Raw genomic sequence first — 395 nt, 5'->3', positions numbered from 1 at the left:
ACCGCACCGAACTGAGCGTTGAGATATTCAGCCTGTTCTGGTGTTGGGTAGATGCGTACTTTTGTTGCTCTTAATATCATCAGCGCTCATTGATATAATATTTTTATTTTAACATGTTAGGGCAATATATCAATTGAGTAATCATGATGATTTACTGGCGGGAACCCTCAGAAAGCGGCACAGTGTCAGTAAACTGGTCGTGCCTCTGATCTTTACGACAAAGTATCGACGTAAGCTATTTGACGGACAGATGATCGCTCAACTGCGTGATGCATTTGACTCCGCTGCGGCAAAAACTTGAATGCGAAATTATTGAGATGGACGGAGAGCCTGACCATGTGCATCTGCTGGTTGCTTACCCGCCAAAACTGGCGGTCAGTGTGATGGTCAACAAT

1 protein-coding gene and 1 pseudogene are annotated in these 395 nt (G+C 44.6%); one reads left to right on the top strand and one right to left on the bottom strand.

Annotation, left to right across the window (positions count from 1 at the left end; all coding sequences use genetic code 11):
- Window positions 1-77 (bottom strand): helix-turn-helix domain-containing protein (locus BHE89_RS21660; RefSeq protein ID WP_171742429.1); only part of this gene is annotated, 77 nt, incomplete at its 3' end.
- A gap of 56 nt (window positions 78-133) precedes the next feature.
- On the opposite strand from BHE89_RS21660, the pseudogene tnpA reads away from it, so the two are divergent.
- A pseudogene (gene tnpA / locus BHE89_RS21655) lies at window positions 134-395 on the top strand (IS200/IS605 family transposase); the annotation flags it as partial.

Origin of the sequence: Shigella sp. FC1967 (assembly GCF_001743005.1) — a bacterium.
Lineage (GTDB): Bacteria > Pseudomonadota > Gammaproteobacteria > Enterobacterales > Enterobacteriaceae > Proteus.
The sequence above is the reverse complement of the archived record's forward strand: the minus strand, read 5'-3'. Positions and strand labels throughout refer to the sequence as shown.